The following is a 15,971-nucleotide window of genomic DNA, read 5'->3' on the forward strand; positions in this document are numbered from 1 at the left end:
ACAGGGTATTGGGTAAATGGCAAAAATCATCGTGGTGACCTCGGGCAAGGGCGGCGTGGGCAAGACGACGACGAGCGCGAGCTTCGCGTCGGGTCTCGCGCTGCGCGGCCACAAGACGGCCGTGATCGACTTCGACGTCGGCCTGCGCAACCTCGATCTCATCATGGGCTGCGAGCGTCGCGTCGTGTATGACCTCGTGAACGTGATCCAGGGCGAAGCGAACCTGAACCAGGCGCTGATCAAGGACAAGAAGTGCGAGAACCTGTTCATCCTGCCGGCGTCGCAGACGCGCGACAAGGATGCGCTGACGCGCGACGGCGTCGAGAAGGTGCTGAACGATCTCGTCGCGATGGACTTCGAATACATCGTCTGCGATTCGCCGGCCGGTATCGAAGCCGGCGCGCTGCACGCGATGTACTTCGCGGATGAAGCGCTGATCGTCACGAACCCGGAAGTATCGTCGGTGCGCGACTCGGACCGCATTCTCGGCATCCTGTCGTCGAAGACGAAGCGCGCGACCGAAGGCAAGGAGCCGATCAAGGAACACCTGCTGATCACGCGTTACAGCCCGAAGCGCGTGAGCGAAGGCGAGATGCTGTCGCTCGAGGACATCAGCGAGATCCTGCGCATCAAGCTGATCGGCGTGGTGCCCGAATCGGAAGCCGTGCTGCACGCGTCGAACCAGGGTTTGCCGGCCGTGCATATCGACGGCACGGACGTCGCGGAAGCGTACAAGGACGTCGTCGCCCGTTTCCTCGGCGAGGACAAGCCGCTGCGCTTCACCGATTACCAGAAGCCGGGCCTGCTGCAGCGCCTCTTCGGCAGCAAGTAACGGAGGCCGCCCATGTCCATCCTTTCGTTTCTCCTCGGCGAGAAGAAGAAGTCCGCATCGGTCGCGAAGGAGCGCCTGCAGCTCATCATCGCGCACGAGCGGGTCGGCGGCCGGCCGCCGGCCGATTACCTGCCGGCGCTGCAGAAAGAGCTCGTCGCGGTCATCTCGAAGTACGTTCATATTTCGGACGATGACATCCGCGTGAGCCTCGAGCGCCAGGACGATCTCGAAGTCCTCGAAGTGAAGATCGAGATTCCGCAAGCCTGACGCTTGGCGCGTGTCCCTCCGCACGGCGGCACCCGCCGCCGTGCGCGTCTTACGCCCTGTTGCACTTTCGGGCACGCCGTAACACGGCGCCTGTCGGCCGCAATCGACTCTCCCGCATTGAACGAATACGCTCGCGTCATTTGTTCAACCAGGAGGTTGTGATGGCTGTCTCTCCCGTTTCACGTCGCATCGTTTCGCTCGCGCTGTTGGCCGCGGGCCTGTCGGCCGTCGTCGCACCGTTCGCCGCGCATGCGGACGAGATTCTCGTCGGCACGCCCGTGATCGCGCCGCAGGGGCGCATGGTCATCGCGGAGCCGGTCGCCGTGCGCACCGAGGAAATCGTCGTCGTCGCGCCGAATGCGCCGCCGCCGGTACGCTATGAAGTCGTGCCGGCCACGCGCGTGGGCTACGTATGGGAGCGCGGGCACTGGCACTGGGACCATGGCCGCTACGTATGGATCGGCGGCCACTGGGAAACCGAGCGCGTCGGCATGCAATGGGTGCCGGGGCAGTGGGACCAGCGCGGTCCGAACTGGTTCTGGACGCGCGGCCACTGGGCTTGAGGCAGACGCGCGATGAAAAGAACCGCAATCGCCATCGCGCTCGTCGCGATCACGCTGGCCGGATGCATCGTCGTGCCGGCGCGGCCGGTCTACTACCGGCCGGCGCCCGTCGTGATCTACTGAGCGTCGCGCGGGCCGTGCTGTTGCGCCGGGCCGTTTGCGTCGGTCGCGGCCGGCCCGGCATCGTGCGTCGTCGCCGTGTCCGCGGCGCTGTCGGCCGCCGCCGCAGCGGCCGGCTCGTTACCGCTTTCGTCGCGCAGCGTGTCGAGCGGATCGGCGGGGGCCGCGGTTGCATCCTGGGGTTCGGTCACGCCGGTCATGTTGTCCGCCGCGGCCGCTGCGGTTGCCGCGGCCGGCGCGGCGGCCGCGACGGGCGGCGCGAGATAGCGCTGCGCGAGCGTTTCGTAGAGCGGCGGCGCGAAAAAGCGCGATACCCGGCTCGATACCAGCGCGGTCGCCATCAGCGAAATCACGAGCGCATGACCGTTGATCATTTCCATCACGATCACGAACGACGTGATCGGCGCCTGCGTGACGGCGGCCAGATAGCCGACCATCGCGAGCGCGATCAGCATCGGCAGGCTCATGTCGCTGAACACGGCATGCAGCACGTTGCCGAAGCCGGCGCCGATCGACAGCGACGGCGCGAAGATCCCGCCCGGGATGCCCGGCAGGTACGACGCGACCATCGATACCATCTTCAGGAGCGGATAGAACACCGACAACTGCTGACTGCCGTCGAGCAGGCCGCGCGCCTCCGCATAGCCGCTGCCGAACGTCGTGCCGCCGGACACGAGCCCGACGACGGCGATCGTGAAGCCGCACAGCGCGGCGAACGCGACCGGCCGCTCGCGATACAGGCCCAGCAGTTGCGCGGGCAGCCAGCGCCCCGTATTCAGCAGCAACCAGCAGAACAGGCCGCCCGCGATGCCCGTCACGATCGCGGTGACCAGCACCGCGACCGCCAGCAGCTTCGGGAAATGGAGCCCGGCGTTGATCGTGCCGAAATACGTGTAGTTGCCGTTCAGCCCGAGCGCGACAACGCCGGCGAGGATGATCGCGGTGATCAGCACGCCGCTGGCGCGCGCGGAGAAGCTGCGGGTCAGTTCCTCGATCGCGAACACGATGCCCGCGAGCGGCGTGTTGAATGCGGCCGACAGCCCGGCCGCCGCGCCGGCCAGCACGAGCTGGCGTTCGATCTGCGCGTTCGAGCGCGGGTAGAAGCGTCGCAGGTTGAACATCAGCGCCGCACCGACCTGCACGGTCGGCCCTTCGCGGCCGATCGTGAAGCCGCCGAGGATGCCGAGGAACGAGATCAGCACCTTGCCGAACAGAATGCGCAGCGTCAGCAGCCGGGCGCCGAATGCGCTCGGGCTGGCATGCAGCGTCGCGATCACCTGCGGGATGCCGCTGCCCTCGGCGCCGCGGAAAAAGCGACGTGTCGTCCATGCCGACAACGCGGCGATCGCCGGGGTCAGCAGCAGCGGCAGCCAGACGGCGTGATCGCGCATCGCGCGGAAAGTCTCGTAACCCCAGTCGATCAACCGGGCGTAGAGTACGGCCGCGAGGCCGACGACGATCGCACCGAGCCAGAAAACTCCGTATTGGCGCCAGATTCGCAGCGAGCGGCGGGTGAGGGCGGGAAACAGCGCGGGAAGGGCAGGGCGCGGCATTGGCTCGGGCCGGAGGGCAAAGAGTGGATTATAAAAAGAACGGGATGCCAGCGGGGGCGTCAAACGTTCTTAGTGAGCGACAAAAATCCACAAAGAGATGCAATTTGTTGCAAATGTAATGTTGGCGTAATTTCTGCGCACAGCAACCTCGTTAGCATGCCAAGGTGGCCAGTCAAGAATCCCGCAAATCGTGAAACGCATCCTTATCGTGAAAGTGACGTCGCTCGGCGACGTCGTCCAGACGCTGCCCGTCGTCGCCGACCTGCATCGCGCGTTCCCCGGCGTGACGGTCGACTGGGCCGTCGACGAATCGTGCGCGGAGGTCGTACGCTGGCATCCGGGTGTGAGCGCCGTCCTGGGCGCGCCGCTGCGCCGCTTCAAGAAACTGCGCAATGCCGGCGACCTGAAGGCGATCTCGGCCTCGATCGGCGCGTTGCGTGCGCACCGCTACGACGCGGTCATCGATCTGCACGGCGTGTACAAGAGCGCGATCATTTCGTCGCTGGCGCGTGGCGCGCGTCGCTTCGGCTACCAGACGCAGGATCTCGGCGAAACGGGCGCGCGCTTCGCGTATTCGCACCGTTTCGGCCCGCGGCCGGACTGCGACGCATGGCACGGAATGCGCGTGAGTGCCGGCGAAGCGCTCGGCTACGTGCCGGAAGGGCCCGCCATGCACGGCATCGTCGCGCCGCAGGATGCGAACCTGCCGGCCGCCGTGACCGACGGCGGGCCGTTCATGCTGCTGTTCCACGCGACGTCCAATCCCGACAAGAAATGGCCGGCCGAGCACTGGGCCGCGCTTGCCACGGAGATGATGGCGCGCGGCGTGCGCGTGCTGCTGCCGTGGGGATCGGCGGCCGAGCATGACGACGCGCGGGATATCGCCGCGCGTGCGCCGGGGGCGATCGTGTTACCGGCGATGACGGTGCGTGAACTCGGTGCGGCGCTTGGCCGGGCCGCGCTCGTGGTGGGCGTCGATACCGGGTTCGTGCACATGGCGCACGCACTGCAGCGGCCGACCGTGATGATTTTCGTCGCGACGTCGCGCCACCATTGCGGCATCGGCGGCGCGCCGCATGCGCTGTCGATCGGCGAGCCGGGCGCGATGCCGACCGTCGACGAGGCGCTGGGCGCGATCGATGCGGTCTGCCCCGCCTATGGCGCGTTGCGCGCGCGGCTGACCGCCTGACGCGGCGCGGCGGCCGCGATCACGCGAGCAACGCCTCGACCGTGACGACGGCGGCGATGGCCGCCAGGTTCGCCAGCAGCGCCTCGAACACGAGGCCGCGCCAGGTCTTCGGCCGGAACCGCAGCGCGAGCAGTAGCGCGCCGCCCAGTGCGAGCGCGAGGATCAGGACGAGGTCGGCATTGGCGAGGCGGATATTCATCGCGGCGGCTCCTTGTCGGGGCGGGACCGGGCGCGCGACGACACGCCCAGGATCGAGTATAGGCATCGCCCGCCGCCCTGCAACCCGGGTCGCCCCGGAGGGTCAGACGAGCGACGCGTCGCGCGTTTCGCGCATCAGCAGGACACCGATCAGGCTGATCGCCGCCGCCACCGATACATAGCCGCCGACCCACGACAGTCCGCCGCGCGCGGCCAGCAGTTGCGCGATATACGGTGCGATCGACGCACCGAGAATCCCGCCGAGGTTGTACGCGACGCCCGCGCCCGTATAGCGGACGTTGGTCGGGAACAATTCCGGCAGCAGCGCGCCCATCGGGGCGAACGTCACCCCCATCAGGAACAGCTCGATCGTCAGGAACAGCGCGACGAGCGGCATCGATCCGCTGCCGAGCAGCGGTTCCATCGCGAACCCCGACAACAGCGCGGCGATCGCGCCGACGACCAGCACCGGCTTGCGCCCGAAGCGGTCCGACGCCCATGCGGACAGCGGCGTCGCGAGCCCCATGAAGACGACCGCGAAACACAGCAGGCCGAGGAAGCTCTGGCGCGGAATATGCAGCGCCGACACGCCATACGACAGCGAGAACACCGTCGAGATGTAGAACAGCGTGTAGCAGACGACCATCGCGAGCGCGCCGAGCAGCGTCGGCCGCCAGTGCTGCGTGACGAGTGTCGCGACCGGCACGCGCACGCGCTCGTTGCGGTCGAGGGCCGCCTGGAACGCGGGCGTTTCGGTGATCTTGAGCCGCACGTACAGGCCGAGCGCGACGAGTACCGCGCTGACGAGAAACGGGATGCGCCAGCCCCAGCTGCGGAACTGGTCGTCGGACAGCGACAGCGCGAGCGCGAAGAACAGGCCGTTCGACATCAGGAAGCCGACCGACGGCCCCAGTTGCGGGAACATCCCGAACCAGCCGCGCTTGCCCTGCGGCGCATGCTCGGTCGCGAGCAGCGCCGCGCCGCCCCATTCGCCGCCGAGGCCGATCCCCTGCCCGAAGCGCAGCACGCACAGCAGCACCGGCGCGAGCGCGCCGATCGTGTCGTAGCCGGGCACGAAGCCGATCGCGGTGGTGGACACGCCCATCACGAGCAGCGAGGCGACGAGCGTCGACTTGCGGCCGATGCGGTCGCCGAAGTGCCCGAACAGGAACGAGCCGATCGGGCGCGCGATGAAGGCGATGCCGAACGTGACGAACGCCGACAGCGCTTGCGCCGTTGCTGAGCCGTGCGGGAAGAATACGGGGCCGATGACGAGCGCGGCGGCCGTCGCGTACACGTAGAAATCGTAGAACTCGATCGCGGTGCCGATGAAGCTCGCGAACACGATGCGCCGGTGGCTGACGGCGCCGGCCGAACCGGTTGCGTGTGCAACGGCCGGGGGGGATGCGGACATGGATGTCTCCGTTTTGTCGTTGGGGTGCTCGGCCGAGCGTACGCTCGGGCAGGCGACGGCCTGCCGGGAGCGGCCGGGCAAATGAGTGATGCGGATGACGCGGTGGCGGCGTGGACGCGCGCCGTCGCGCGGACGTCACCCGCCGGTCGACGATGGAGACGGGTAGGTCGCCGCCGCCCGGTGCCGGCGTGGTCGGCTCGCTTGCCGGGTGGGGCGTGCGAACGCATGCGCGGCGTGATGGCCACGCGAGTGCGGAAAATTATAGCCAGCGCCGCCGCTCACCGGCAATTGGGCCGCGGCGGCGCATCAGTCGATCGATTGCGCCTGCGCGGAGGCGGTGCTTTGCAGCTGGAAGTGGCCGTCGTCGTTGAAGAGCCAGCCTTCCATCAGTTCGAGCCGGCCGTTGCCGTCGAGCAGCCGCGACGGCGGCGCCGGCAGCGGAGCCGAGCGGCGCAGCGACGCGAGCGCGAGCGCTTCCGCTTCGCTGTCGCCGTTGCTGCGATAGACGGATGCGTTGACGACGCGGCCACTGCCATCGACGGTGAAGGCGACGACGACGAGCGAACGGAGCATGGCCTGCGGTGTGCCGTGCAGCATGCCGGACGGATTGCGTTCGGCGACACGATGCGCGACCTCGACGCGATACTGGTCGAGGTTGCCGCTGCGTATGACCGACGGAATCGTCAGGACCGAGCGTAACGACGAAGGCGGCGTGATCGTGCACGCGGCAAGCAGGGCGACGGCGGCCAGCGCGGCAATACGCAGCCGGGCGACGCGCGGACGGAGAAGGGGGCGCATGAGGTAATGGCCGGGAGGGACGATAAAAAAATGATAGGCGCACCGACGCGAGACGATATGGGGAGAAACGCATAGCGCGCTGGATCGGCCGCCGGGATCGCTGATGATGACGGCCGGGCGCCGCGTCGAGCAACCGTGCAACGTGCGTCGTGATGTGACGCGACATGTGACAGCGGCCGCGGCGGACGCGCGTGTTGCAAGGTTGAAAGCCACGGCACGCTGCGATCGATCGTCCGGCTGGCGCAGCGGTCCGCCGAGGCGGCAACCTCGACCGCACCTCCCGGGCAATCGCCGGCGACGTGCGTCGGCCGGTTCAGAAGCCGTGCGTGACGAGCGACAGTACCGACAGGTCGGGGTGCGTGCCGTCGATGATGCTCTTGCCGATGTGGATGGCTTCGTGGGTCGCCTCGTCGAGGCTCGCGAAGCTTTCCTCGCCGTCCGCGTGAAACGGCACCGCATGGCCGGGCAACGCCGGATTCACGCCCGGATGGCACACGTAGCCGGTGTAGGTATAGCGCGTGTCGCTGCCTGGCAGCGTGGCCGGCACGACATGGATCTCGAAGCCTTCGTAATCGACGTGGTCCGTCGCGGTCGACAGGTCGGTCATGGCGATCTCCGTGTGCCGCGCGCAGGGGTGGCGCGTGCGGCATCGAATACATCGAACACGCGGCGGCGTTCGTGTCGCCGTGTTGAACGAATTCTAGGCGATGGCGGGGCGGGCCGGGAGGCGTCCGGAGCGGTGTGCGGCGGCTGGTATCCGGGCGCGCGTACCGTGTCGATTCGGCGCCGATTCCACGAGCGAGCGACGGAAATGCGGATCATCGTATTTTTCGCGTCGGGCGCCGGTGCGCTGCCTGACGTGCTGGTCCGGTTTGCATGACCGAGCGCCGCCGCCCGTGCCCACCGGGCAGGTGCCGCGCAAGGCGCGGCGTGGACGCACGTTCCGTCTCGACCGACGGCGCGTCGCACCGCGACTTCGTTACTTGCAGCGCGCGTCCTTGCGCTGCACGACGACGATCACCGGATACTTCTGGCCATGGTCGAGTTCCACGCGCGCGACGACGGTCAGCGTCGCCGGATCGGAATCGTCGTACACGCTGACCTGTTCGTTGCGCAGGTAGGTCACCCCGGTGCAGTTCGACGTGCGTCCGTCGTCGCCCACCTTGCACTGAAGCTCGTTGTCCTTCAGGTAGTTGTATGGCGACGGGCTCGCGAGATATTCGCTGAGGCCGCGCGGCGAACCGCCGACGCCGGTCACGTACGCGATCGCGCACGACGCCTGCGCGTCGCTGCCGGAGGCGGTGTCGGCCGCTGCATGCGTGCTGACGGCGGCCAGCACGGCGACGAGCGACGAGACGAGGAAGGGCTTCATGACGTGGATTTCCCGTTTCGCGAATCGGAGCGCGGGATTGTAACGGCATCCGGCGCGACGCGTCGGAACGTGCGGGGCGCACGCGAGCGGACAAACAAAAACCCCGTCATTCTGCGAATGGACGGGGTTCGGCGAACTTCCTGGCGGAAGCGGTGAGATTCGAACTCACGGACAGTTTCCCGTCGCTGGTTTTCAAGACCAGTGCCTTAAACCGCTCGGCCACGCTTCCACACGAGGCGGCATTGTAACCGAAATGCCGCCTCGTTCATGCGTTCAGTCGTCGCGCAGGAACAATTCCTGCAGGTCGTTGAGGAAACGCTGGCCGAGCGGCGTCGGCGCGATTTGCGTGAAATCGCGCGTGATCAGCCCGCGCCGTTCCGCCTCCTTCAGCGCCGGCTCGATCGTGCTCATCGGCAGGCCCGTGCGTTCCGCGAAGCTGTGCACGGGGAAGCCCTCGACGAGCCGCAGCGTGTTCAGCATGAATTCGAACGGCAGGTCGCGCGCGCCGACTTCACGCTCTTCCTGCACGGCCGTGCCGGCCTTCGCCTGCTCGATGAAGGTCGCCGGATGCTTGTAGCGCGCCTGCCGCAGGATCCGGTTCGGGAACGACAGCTTCGTATGGGCGCCCGCGCCGATCCCGAGATAGTCGCCGAAGCGCCAGTAATTCAGGTTGTGCTTGCACTGATGATTCGGCTTCGCGTATGCGGACACTTCATAGCGCCCGTAGCCGGCTTCGGCCGTGCGCGCATGGATCCATTCCTGCATGTCGGCCGACGCGTCGTCGTCGGGAACGACGGGCGGGAACTTCGCGAACAGCGTATTCGGCTCGAGCGTCAGGTGATACAGCGACAGGTGCGGCGGCGCGAACGACAGCGCGGTCTCGATGTCGGTGCGGCATTCGTCCAGCGTCTGGTTCGGCAATGCGAACATCAGGTCGAGGTTGAAGTTGTCGAAGTTCTTCGCGGCGATCTCGACGGCCGCGCGCGCCTGCGCGGTGTCGTGAATCCGGCCGAGCGCCTTCAGGTGCGCTTCGTTGAAGCTCTGGATGCCGACCGACAGGCGGTTCACGCCGCTTGCGCGGAACTGCGCGAACTTCGCGGCTTCGAACGTGCCCGGATTCGCTTCTAGCGTGATCTCGGCATCGGCATCGAGCGGCAGCAGCGCGCGCACGTCGGACAGCATCCGGTCGAGGCCGGCCGCCGACAGCAGGCTCGGCGTGCCGCCGCCGATGAACACGGTATGCACCTGCCGGCCCCACACGAGCGGCAGCGCCTGCTCGAGGTCGGCGCGCAACGCGTCGAGATAGTCGGCTTCCGGGAACCGTTCGCCTTTCCATTCGTGCGAGTTGAAATCGCAGTACGGGCACTTGCGCACGCACCACGGGAAATGCACGTACAGCGCGAGCGGCGGCAGCGACGTGAGACGCACCTGGCCGGGCGACGTGAAGGTCGCGACCACGCGCGCGCCGGTGTCCGCGGCCTGGCTCATGCGACCTCCCGCTGTGAATGGGTATCGAGCAAACTCATGCTTCCTCCGCGAGCCGCGCGAGCAACGCCTTCAGCGCCAGCGCGCGATGGCTGTGCGTGTTCTTCACGGCCGGCTCGAGTTCGGCGGCCGTCGCGCCGAGCGACGGCAGGTAGAAATACGGGTCGTAGCCGAAACCGTGTTCGCCGCGTGGCGTATCGACGATTTCGCCGGCCCAGCGCCCTTCGGCGAACAGCGGCTCCGGATCGTCCGCATGGCGGACGAGCGCGAGCACGCAGCAGTAGTACGCGCGCCGGTCGCCGACGCCGCGCAGCTGCTCGACGAGATACGCGTTGTTCGCCGCGTCGCCCTTGTCGCGGCCCGCGCGCTGCGCGTAGCGTGCTGAATAGACGCCCGGTGCGCCGCGCAGCACGCGCACGCACAGGCCCGAATCGTCGGCGATCGCCGGCAGCCCGGTGAGCTGCGACGCGTGGCGTGCCTTGGTCAGCGCGTTCTCGATGAACGTGCCGAACGGCTCTTCCGCCTCCGGCACCGCGAGCTCGCCCTGCGGGACGATCTCGATGCCGACCGTCGAGAACAGCGCGGTGAATTCGCGCAGCTTGCCCGGGTTGTTCGACGCGAGAACGATGCGCGACAGCGGCGCGACGGTGCGGTCGTCAGGCATGGCTCGCACCCAGGACATCCTTCTGCAACTGCACCAGCTCGGCGATTCCGCCCTGCGCGAGGTCGAGCAGCGCGTTCATCTCGGCGCGCGAGAACGGCACGCCTTCGGCGGTGCCCTGGACTTCGACGAAGCCGCCCGCGCCCGTCATCACGACGTTCATGTCGGTGTCGCAGCGCGAATCTTCCGCGTAGTCGAGGTCCAGCACGGGCGCGCCTTCGTACACGCCGACCGAGATCGCGGCGACGTGGTCGGTGATCGGCGAGCGCGCGAGCTTGCCGGCCGCGATCAGCGTCGACACGGCGTCGTGCGCGGCGACGAACGCGCCGGTGATGCTGGCCGTGCGCGTGCCGCCGTCGGCCTGGATCACGTCGCAGTCGATATGGATCGTGCGCGGGCCGAGCGCCTCGAGATCGAACACCGCGCGCAGCGCGCGGCCGATCAGGCGCTGAATTTCCTGCGTGCGGCCCGTCTGCTTGCCGCGTGCGGCCTCACGGTCGCTGCGCGTGTGGGTCGCGCGCGGCAGCATCCCGTATTCGGCGGTCAGCCAGCCTTGCCCGCGCTCGCGCAGGAATTCGGGCACGCGCTCGGCGACGCTCGCGGTGCAGAGCACCTTGGTATCGCCGAATTCGACCAGCACGGAGCCTTCGGCGTGTTTCGTGTAGTGGCGCGTGAGGGCGACCTTGCGCAGTTCGTCGGCGCGGCGGCCGCTCGGGCGGGAAACGGAAGACGTCATGGGGAAATCGCGGAAGGAGAGGAAACCCCGATTTTAGCGCCGAACGGCGGGCGTGCCCGGCGGGGTGGTCCGCAAAAATGGGATAATGCGCGCTTCCCGCCCCGCGCCTTCCGATGCGCCGGGCGCCTCGATGTATTCCCCGCCCGCGAGGGCACCAGACGGCGAGACGAACCATGATCTACAGCATGACGGGCTACGCGAGCGCGACGCGCGAACTCGCGACGGCTGCCGGCAACGGCGGCACCAGCGTGTCGGTCGAACTGCGCACCGTGAACTCGCGCTTCCTCGATCTCAATTTCCGGATGCCGGACGACGTGCGTGCGTGCGAACCCGCGCTGCGCGAGATGCTGATGAACAAGCTGTCGCGCGGCAAGGTCGACGTGCGGATCAACCTGCAGCGCGGCGAGCAGAGCATCGGCGCGGGCGCGCTGAACCAGTCGGCGCTCGGCCAGCTTGCCGAGCTGGAACGCGCGGTGCTCGATTCGTTCCCGGGCGTCGGCCGCCTGCGCGCGGGTGAAGTCCTGCGCTGGCCCGGCGTGCTCGCCGAAAGCGGCGTGTCGGCCGAGGCGATCCGCGACGCGGTGCTCGCCTGCGGCAAGGAAGCGATCGGCGAGCTCGTCGTCGTGCGTTCGCGCGAAGGCGCGCAACTGGCGACGATGCTGCTGTCGAACGTCACCGAGATGGAGGCGATCGTCGCGCGCATCACGCCGCTCGTGCCGGAGCTGATCGCGAAGCACCAGCAGAAGATCGTCGAGCGGCTGCAGGAAGCGCTCGGCCTCGCGGCGCCCGAAGGCGGCTCGACGGTCGTCACGCGCGAGGAAGCCGCGGAGCGCATCCGTCAGGAAGTGACGATGTACGGAATCCGGATCGACATCGCGGAAGAGCTGTCGCGGCTCACCGCGCACCTGAATGAAACGCGTCACGTGATCGAGAAGGGCGGCCGCGTCGGCAAGCGTCTCGACTTCATGATGCAGGAACTGAATCGCGAAGCGAACACGCTCGGCTCGAAGGCGGCGGCGAAGGAACTCGCCGACGCGTCGATGGCGCTGAAGCTGCTGATCGAGCAGATGCGCGAGCAAGTGCAAAACCTGGAGTAAAAGCAACATGACCGATTCCACCCGCGACGGCCACGCGTCGCATTCGCTGCATGGCGGCGTCTATCCCGGTAACCTGTTCATGGTCGTTGCGCCGTCGGGCGCCGGCAAGTCGACGCTCGTGAATGCGCTGCTGTCGAAGGACAGCGACATCTGCCTGTCGATCTCGTACACGACGCGCAAGCCGCGCCCGGGCGAGCAGGACGGCCAGCACTACCACTTCACGACCGTCGAGGATTTCCGCGCGCGTCACGCGGCGCACGAATTCCTCGAGAGCGCGGAAGTGCACGGCAACTACTACGGCACGTCGCGCGTTTGGATCGAAGAGCAGATGAGGAACGGCCACGACGTGCTGCTCGAAATCGACTGGCAGGGTGCGTTGCAGGTGAAGAAGCAGTTCCGCAACGCGGTCGGCATCTTCATCCTGCCGCCGTCGCTCGATGCGCTCGAAGAGCGCCTGAAGAAGCGCGGCCAGGACGAACCGAACGTGATCACGCGGCGCCTGCTGGCCGCCGGCAGCGAGATCGCGCACGCGTCGGAAGCGGAATACGTGGTGATCAACGAGAATTTCGAGCGTGCGCTCGCGGAACTCGAATGCATCGTCGCGGCGACGCGCCTGCGTTTTGCTTCGCAGTACGCGCGACACACGGAGCTGTTCATCGACCTCGGCGTCCATCTGCCCCACGCGGAATGACGCGGGGCACGAGGGACATAAGGTAGAATAAGGACTATATTCAGAAGGAATTACCAACATGGCTCGCATTACCGTCGAAGACTGCCTGAAGCAAATCCCGAACCGCTTCGAACTGGCGCTCGCCGCCACCTATCGCGCGCGGCAGCTCGCGCAAGGCCATACGCCGAAAATCGAAAGCCGCGACAAGCCGACCGTCGTCGCGCTGCGCGAAATCGCCGCCGGCCAGGTCGGCGTCGAGATGCTGAAGAAGGTGCCGGTGTAACGCGCATCCGGCCCGTTCCAGCCATGTAGTCCACGCGCGCAACGACTCGACCTGGAGGCGAATATGAGCACCACCCCATCGTCCGCCTCCGCGGATTCGACCACCGAAGCCACGGCCCAGTCGCCTGCGCGCCAGTACATCGACGCGGTCCTCGAACAGTCCTTCCGGCATCTGTTCGGGCCGACCGCCACACCGGAGCAGCCGCGCAAGCACGGCGTCGTTTCGATCGCGAAACTGACCGCCGCGCTTGCCGAGTATCTCGCTCCGGACGAAATCAAAGAGGTCAAGGCGGCGTTCCACTTCAGCGACGAAGCCCACCTCGGTCAATATCGCCAGAGCGGCGAGCCCTACATCACCCATCCCGTCGCCGTCGCGGAAATCTGCGCCGGCTGGAAGCTCGACGCGCAGGCCGTGATGGCCGCGTTGCTGCACGACGTGATGGAAGACCAGGGCGTGACCAAGAACGAGCTGGCCGAGCGGTTCGGCCCGAAGGTCGCCGAGCTGGTCGACGGCCTGTCGAAGCTCGACAAGATGGAATTCCGCAGCCGCGAGGAAGCGCAGGCGGAAAACTTCCGCAAGATGCTGCTCGCGATGGCGCGCGACGTGCGCGTCATTCTCGTCAAGCTCGCCGATCGCCTGCACAACATGCGCACGCTCGGCGCGGTGCCGATGGAAAAACGCCGCCGCGTCGCGCGGGAAACGCTCGACATCTACGCGCCGATCGCGCACCGGCTCGGGTTGAACAACACGTATCGCGAGCTGCAGGACATGAGCTTCGCGAACTTCAACCCGCATCGCTACGCGACGCTCGAGAAGGCGGTGAAGGCCGCGCGCGGCAATCGCCGCGAAGTGATCAGCAAGATCCTCGAGGCCGCGCAGCGCGCGATGGCCGACGCGAAGATCGACGCCGAGATCACCGGCCGCGAGAAAACCATCTACAGCGTCTATCGCAAGATGCGCGACAAGCAGCTGTCGTTCTCGCAGGTGCTCGACGTGTACGGCTTCCGTGTCGTCGTCGACAGCCCGCTCGACTGCTACACGTGCATCGGCGCGTTGCACGCGCTGTACAAGCCCGTGCCCGGCAAGTTCAAGGATTACATCGCGATCCCGAAGATCAACGGCTATCAGTCGCTGCACACGACGCTCGTCGGCCCGTTCGGCGCGCCGATCGAGTTCCAGGTGCGTACGCGCAAGATGCACGAGATCGCCGAGGCGGGGGTCGCCGCGCACTGGCTGTACAAGAACGGCAGCGCGGATCTCAGCGACGTGCAGAAGCGCGCGCATCAGTGGCTGAAGTCGCTGCTCGACATCCAGAGCGAAGCGGGCGATTCGAGCGAATTCCTCGAGCACGTGAAGATCGACCTGTTCCCCGACGCGGTCTACGTGTTCACGCCGAAGTCGAAGATCATGGCGCTGCCGCGTGGCGCGACGGCGCTCGATTTCGCGTATTCGATCCACAGCGATCTCGGCAACCAGTGCGTGGCCGTGAAGATCAACAACGAACTGCTGCCGCTGCGCACCGAATTGAAGAGCGGCGACATCGTCGAGGTGATCACCGCGCCGTATTCGAAGCCGAACCCCGCATGGCTCGGCTTCGTACGGACCGGCAAGGCGCGCTCGGCGATCCGCCACTACCTGAAGACGATGCGCCTGAACGAGTCCGTGCAGCTGGGCGAGCGGCTCGTCGACCAGAGCCTGAAGGGCTATGGTCTCGCGCTGGCCGACGTCGAGCCGGAAGTGTGGGAGAAGCTCGTGCAGTGGACGGGCAACAAGAGCCGTCAGGAAATCTTCGCGGACATCGGCCTCGGCCGTCGCGTCGCCGCGGTGATGGCCAAGCGCATCGAGGTGCTGATGAGCGGCCGCGACGCGGACGACGATCTGCCGAAGTCCGAGCGGCATCCCGCGCATCATGCGCCGCCGGTCGTGATTACCGGCACCGAAGGGATGTCCGTGCAGTTGTCCGCCTGCTGCCGGCCGATCCCGGGCGACGCGATCATGGGCTACATCGGCATCGGTCTGGGCATGGCGATTCATACGACGGACTGCCGTGTCGCGCAGCGCATCCATCGCCGCGATCCGGGCCGCTGGATCGACGTCGAATGGGCGCCGCAGCCGGGCCGCCTGTTCGATGTCGCGGTGAAGGCGCTCGTGAAGAACACGAAGGGCATCTTCGCGCGCGTCGCGGCGGACATTACGTCGGCCGACGCGAACATCGTCCATATCGCGATGGACGAGGATCTGACGCACGAATCGACGGTGCTGCGCTTCGTGATCCAGGTCAGCGACCGCGTGCATCTCGCGAACGTGATGCGGCGCGTGAGAACCAATCCCGACGTGATGCGGATCATGCGCGAGCGCTCGACCGACGACGGTGCGCATGCGCGCCATGACGGCGGCATGCGTATCGAGCGCGAGCGGCAGGACTACTGACGCTCACGTGCCCCGGCGGGTGGATTCGATGCTCGACGGACGGCGGCCAATGGCCGCCGTTTTCATTGACGCTACCGAAAGGGCGCGTGACGTTGCCGGCGCGTTGCCGAAGGCGTGCGGGCGATGGTGCGAGTGAGGAGGGCGGGCGCAAAAAGAAAAAGGGCTTTCCCGAAGGAAAGCCCTTTTAAGGTGGCGCGGCTGGCAGGATTCGAACCCACGACCCCTTGGTTCGTAGCCAAGTACTCTATCCAACTGAGCTACAGCCGCACGCAAAACGGTACTGCTTCAACTGTCGGAACCTTC

The 15,971-nt window shown here is 67.1% G+C and carries 17 protein-coding genes and 2 tRNA genes; 8 read left to right on the forward strand and 11 right to left on the reverse strand.

Translation table 11 applies throughout. From position 1 onward, the window contains the following. Positions 1-16: 16 nt before the first annotated feature. From minD to JMF86_RS04515, 3 genes are all read left to right on the forward strand, one after another. Positions 17-832 (forward strand): septum site-determining protein MinD, encoded by an 816-nt coding sequence (gene minD / locus JMF86_RS04505; RefSeq protein ID WP_006476635.1) that lies wholly within the window; start codon positions 17-19, stop codon positions 830-832. A gap of 12 nt (positions 833-844) precedes the next feature. After that, positions 845-1,099 carry a cell division topological specificity factor MinE gene (gene minE, locus JMF86_RS04510; RefSeq protein ID WP_006476634.1) on the forward strand — a complete coding sequence of 85 codons (255 nt, stop codon included), beginning with the start codon at positions 845-847 and terminating at the stop codon, positions 1,097-1,099. 161 nt (positions 1,100-1,260) lie between these two features. Next, positions 1,261-1,662 carry a YXWGXW repeat-containing protein gene (locus JMF86_RS04515; RefSeq protein WP_054927492.1) on the forward strand — a complete coding sequence of 134 codons (402 nt, stop codon included), beginning with the start codon at positions 1,261-1,263 and terminating at the stop codon, positions 1,660-1,662. Positions 1,663-1,778: 116 nt separating this feature from the next. On the opposite strand, the gene JMF86_RS04520 is transcribed toward JMF86_RS04515, so the two are convergent. Beyond that, complete coding sequence (locus JMF86_RS04520) at positions 1,779-3,335, reverse strand: chloride channel protein (RefSeq protein ID WP_054927493.1); 1,557 nt, start codon at positions 3,333-3,335, stop codon at positions 1,779-1,781. Positions 3,336-3,525: 190 nt separating this feature from the next. On the opposite strand from JMF86_RS04520, the gene waaC reads away from it, so the two are divergent. Next, positions 3,526-4,524 carry a lipopolysaccharide heptosyltransferase I gene (gene waaC / locus JMF86_RS04525; protein WP_054927494.1) on the forward strand — a complete coding sequence of 333 codons (999 nt, stop codon included), beginning with the start codon at positions 3,526-3,528 and terminating at the stop codon, positions 4,522-4,524. 19 nt (positions 4,525-4,543) lie between these two features. Here waaC and JMF86_RS04530 read toward each other — a convergent pair whose 3' ends face one another. The 9 genes from JMF86_RS04530 to rph all read right to left on the reverse strand — a co-directional run bounded on the left by JMF86_RS04530 (position 4,544) and on the right by rph (position 11,188). Then, positions 4,544-4,723, reverse strand: coding sequence for a hypothetical protein (locus tag JMF86_RS04530; RefSeq protein ID WP_006486620.1), 180 nt, complete (start codon positions 4,721-4,723; stop codon positions 4,544-4,546). A gap of 102 nt (positions 4,724-4,825) precedes the next feature. Next, positions 4,826-6,136 (reverse strand): MFS transporter, encoded by a 1,311-nt coding sequence (locus JMF86_RS04535; protein WP_054927495.1) that lies wholly within the window; start codon positions 6,134-6,136, stop codon positions 4,826-4,828. Between the two features lie 306 nt (positions 6,137-6,442). Continuing rightward, entirely contained in the window at positions 6,443-6,934 is a 492-nt protein-coding gene (locus tag JMF86_RS04540; RefSeq protein WP_027806771.1) for an energy transducer TonB, read from the reverse strand. Between the two features lie 313 nt (positions 6,935-7,247). Then, the gene (locus tag JMF86_RS04545) at positions 7,248-7,541 is read right to left on the reverse strand and encodes a hypothetical protein (protein WP_006476627.1); all 294 of its coding nucleotides are present in this window, start codon (positions 7,539-7,541) and stop codon (positions 7,248-7,250) included. Between the two features lie 372 nt (positions 7,542-7,913). Continuing rightward, positions 7,914-8,306, reverse strand: coding sequence for a hypothetical protein (locus JMF86_RS04550; protein WP_006476626.1), 393 nt, complete (start codon positions 8,304-8,306; stop codon positions 7,914-7,916). A gap of 141 nt (positions 8,307-8,447) precedes the next feature. Continuing rightward, positions 8,448-8,535 (reverse strand) — tRNA-Ser (locus tag JMF86_RS04555). 44 nt (positions 8,536-8,579) lie between these two features. After that, a complete protein-coding gene (gene hemW, locus JMF86_RS04560; protein ID WP_011544847.1) occupies positions 8,580-9,794 on the reverse strand; it encodes a radical SAM family heme chaperone HemW in 1,215 nt (404 codons plus the stop codon). A gap of 34 nt (positions 9,795-9,828) precedes the next feature. Further along, positions 9,829-10,455, reverse strand: a complete 627-nt coding sequence (gene rdgB, locus JMF86_RS04565) for an RdgB/HAM1 family non-canonical purine NTP pyrophosphatase (protein ID WP_201316771.1) — start codon at positions 10,453-10,455, stop codon at positions 9,829-9,831. Beyond that, positions 10,448-11,188: a ribonuclease PH gene (gene rph, locus JMF86_RS04570; protein WP_006476623.1), complete on the reverse strand. Its 741-nt coding sequence runs from the start codon at positions 11,186-11,188 to the stop codon at positions 10,448-10,450. The genes rdgB and rph overlap by 8 nt, the downstream gene beginning before the upstream one ends. A 173-nt stretch (positions 11,189-11,361) precedes the next feature. Here rph and JMF86_RS04575 point away from each other — a divergent pair, with 173 nt between their 5' ends. The 4 genes from JMF86_RS04575 (at position 11,362) to JMF86_RS04590 (ending at position 15,668) form a co-directional block, all read left to right on the forward strand. Next, positions 11,362-12,285 (forward strand): YicC/YloC family endoribonuclease, encoded by a 924-nt coding sequence (locus JMF86_RS04575; protein WP_012328100.1) that lies wholly within the window; start codon positions 11,362-11,364, stop codon positions 12,283-12,285. 7 nt (positions 12,286-12,292) lie between these two features. Then, the gene (gene gmk / locus JMF86_RS04580; RefSeq protein ID WP_011544849.1) at positions 12,293-12,976 is read left to right on the forward strand and encodes a guanylate kinase; all 684 of its coding nucleotides are present in this window, start codon (positions 12,293-12,295) and stop codon (positions 12,974-12,976) included. Between the two features lie 58 nt (positions 12,977-13,034). Beyond that, positions 13,035-13,238, forward strand: coding sequence for a DNA-directed RNA polymerase subunit omega (gene rpoZ / locus JMF86_RS04585; RefSeq protein ID WP_006025620.1), 204 nt, complete (start codon positions 13,035-13,037; stop codon positions 13,236-13,238). 63 nt (positions 13,239-13,301) lie between these two features. Further along, a complete protein-coding gene (locus JMF86_RS04590; RefSeq protein ID WP_006476619.1) occupies positions 13,302-15,668 on the forward strand; it encodes a bifunctional (p)ppGpp synthetase/guanosine-3',5'-bis(diphosphate) 3'-pyrophosphohydrolase in 2,367 nt (788 codons plus the stop codon). A gap of 190 nt (positions 15,669-15,858) precedes the next feature. Here the strand turns inward: JMF86_RS04590 and JMF86_RS04595 are convergent. Beyond that, a tRNA-Arg gene (locus tag JMF86_RS04595) sits at positions 15,859-15,935 on the reverse strand. Between the last annotated feature and the right edge of the window lie 36 nt (positions 15,936-15,971).

Source organism: Burkholderia sp. E168m15 (genome assembly GCF_016586105.1).
GTDB lineage: Bacteria > Pseudomonadota > Gammaproteobacteria > Burkholderiales > Burkholderiaceae > Burkholderia > Burkholderia orbicola.

Excerpts from the sequence above, each read along its gene's own strand:
- minD (WP_006476635.1), top strand. The coding sequence starts at position 17 with ATGGCAAAAATCATCGTGGTGACCTCGGGCAAGGGCGGCGTGGGCAAG.
- minE (WP_006476634.1), top strand. The coding sequence starts at position 845 with ATGTCCATCCTTTCGTTTCTCCTCGGCGAGAAGAAGAAGTCCGCATCG.
- JMF86_RS04515 (WP_054927492.1), top strand. The coding sequence starts at position 1,261 with ATGGCTGTCTCTCCCGTTTCACGTCGCATCGTTTCGCTCGCGCTGTTG.
- JMF86_RS04520 (WP_054927493.1), bottom strand. The coding sequence starts at position 3,335 with ATGCCGCGCCCTGCCCTTCCCGCGCTGTTTCCCGCCCTCACCCGCCGC.
- JMF86_RS04530 (WP_006486620.1), bottom strand. The coding sequence starts at position 4,723 with ATGAATATCCGCCTCGCCAATGCCGACCTCGTCCTGATCCTCGCGCTC.
- JMF86_RS04535 (WP_054927495.1), bottom strand. The coding sequence starts at position 6,136 with ATGTCCGCATCCCCCCCGGCCGTTGCACACGCAACCGGTTCGGCCGGC.
- JMF86_RS04540 (WP_027806771.1), bottom strand. The coding sequence starts at position 6,934 with ATGCGCCCCCTTCTCCGTCCGCGCGTCGCCCGGCTGCGTATTGCCGCG.
- JMF86_RS04545 (WP_006476627.1), bottom strand. The coding sequence starts at position 7,541 with ATGACCGACCTGTCGACCGCGACGGACCACGTCGATTACGAAGGCTTC.
- JMF86_RS04550 (WP_006476626.1), bottom strand. The coding sequence starts at position 8,306 with ATGAAGCCCTTCCTCGTCTCGTCGCTCGTCGCCGTGCTGGCCGCCGTC.
- hemW (WP_011544847.1), bottom strand. The coding sequence starts at position 9,794 with ATGAGCCAGGCCGCGGACACCGGCGCGCGCGTGGTCGCGACCTTCACG.
- rdgB (WP_201316771.1), bottom strand. The coding sequence starts at position 10,455 with ATGCCTGACGACCGCACCGTCGCGCCGCTGTCGCGCATCGTTCTCGCG.
- rph (WP_006476623.1), bottom strand. The coding sequence starts at position 11,188 with ATGACGTCTTCCGTTTCCCGCCCGAGCGGCCGCCGCGCCGACGAACTG.
- JMF86_RS04575 (WP_012328100.1), top strand. The coding sequence starts at position 11,362 with ATGATCTACAGCATGACGGGCTACGCGAGCGCGACGCGCGAACTCGCG.
- gmk (WP_011544849.1), top strand. The coding sequence starts at position 12,293 with ATGACCGATTCCACCCGCGACGGCCACGCGTCGCATTCGCTGCATGGC.
- rpoZ (WP_006025620.1), top strand. The coding sequence starts at position 13,035 with ATGGCTCGCATTACCGTCGAAGACTGCCTGAAGCAAATCCCGAACCGC.
- JMF86_RS04590 (WP_006476619.1), top strand. The coding sequence starts at position 13,302 with ATGAGCACCACCCCATCGTCCGCCTCCGCGGATTCGACCACCGAAGCC.